The organism is Mesorhizobium sp. M8A.F.Ca.ET.207.01.1.1 (genome assembly GCF_004794715.1).
In the GTDB taxonomy this organism is placed as follows: Bacteria; Pseudomonadota; Alphaproteobacteria; order Rhizobiales; family Rhizobiaceae; genus Mesorhizobium.
This window is the reverse complement of the sequence record NZ_SRUS01000127.1, coordinates 1-412: the sequence shown is the minus strand read 5'-3', so window position 1 is coordinate 412 and position 412 is coordinate 1. Positions and strand designations below refer to the sequence as shown.

Genomic DNA, 412 nt, shown 5'->3' with positions numbered 1-412 from the left:
AGCAGGACGTTGCAGCCGTGGCCATGGAGCTGGATCTGGGCTTCGTCCACCTGAATCTGCCGATGGAGTTCGAGGCGGAGCGGGTGAACAAGGACGGAAAGAAGACCGGCGGCCCATGCCGCACGTATGTGGACGGAAAGCTGTTCTTCGAGGATCCGCGCACAGTCGACGGCGAGCTACTGTTTCCTGAGCGCTTCCCCCGCGCCGAGGTGGAGCGGCTGAAGCGCGCAAAGGGCAACTATGCCTACGCCGGCCAGTATCAGCAGCGGCCCACTCCGCGCGATGGCGGCACATTCAAGCGGGAATGGTTCGAAGTCGTGGAAGCAACGCCGGCCATTCTGGCAGCGCGCAAGGTTAGGCGCTGGGACTTCGCGGCAACTGACCCGAAGGAGAAGACCAGCAGCGATCCCGA

1 pseudogene is annotated in these 412 nt (G+C 63.6%); it reads left to right on the top strand.

The features are described from left to right. Positions 1 to 17: 17 nt before the first annotated feature. Positions 18 to 412, top strand: a pseudogene (locus EN850_RS33815) (hypothetical protein); the annotation flags it as partial.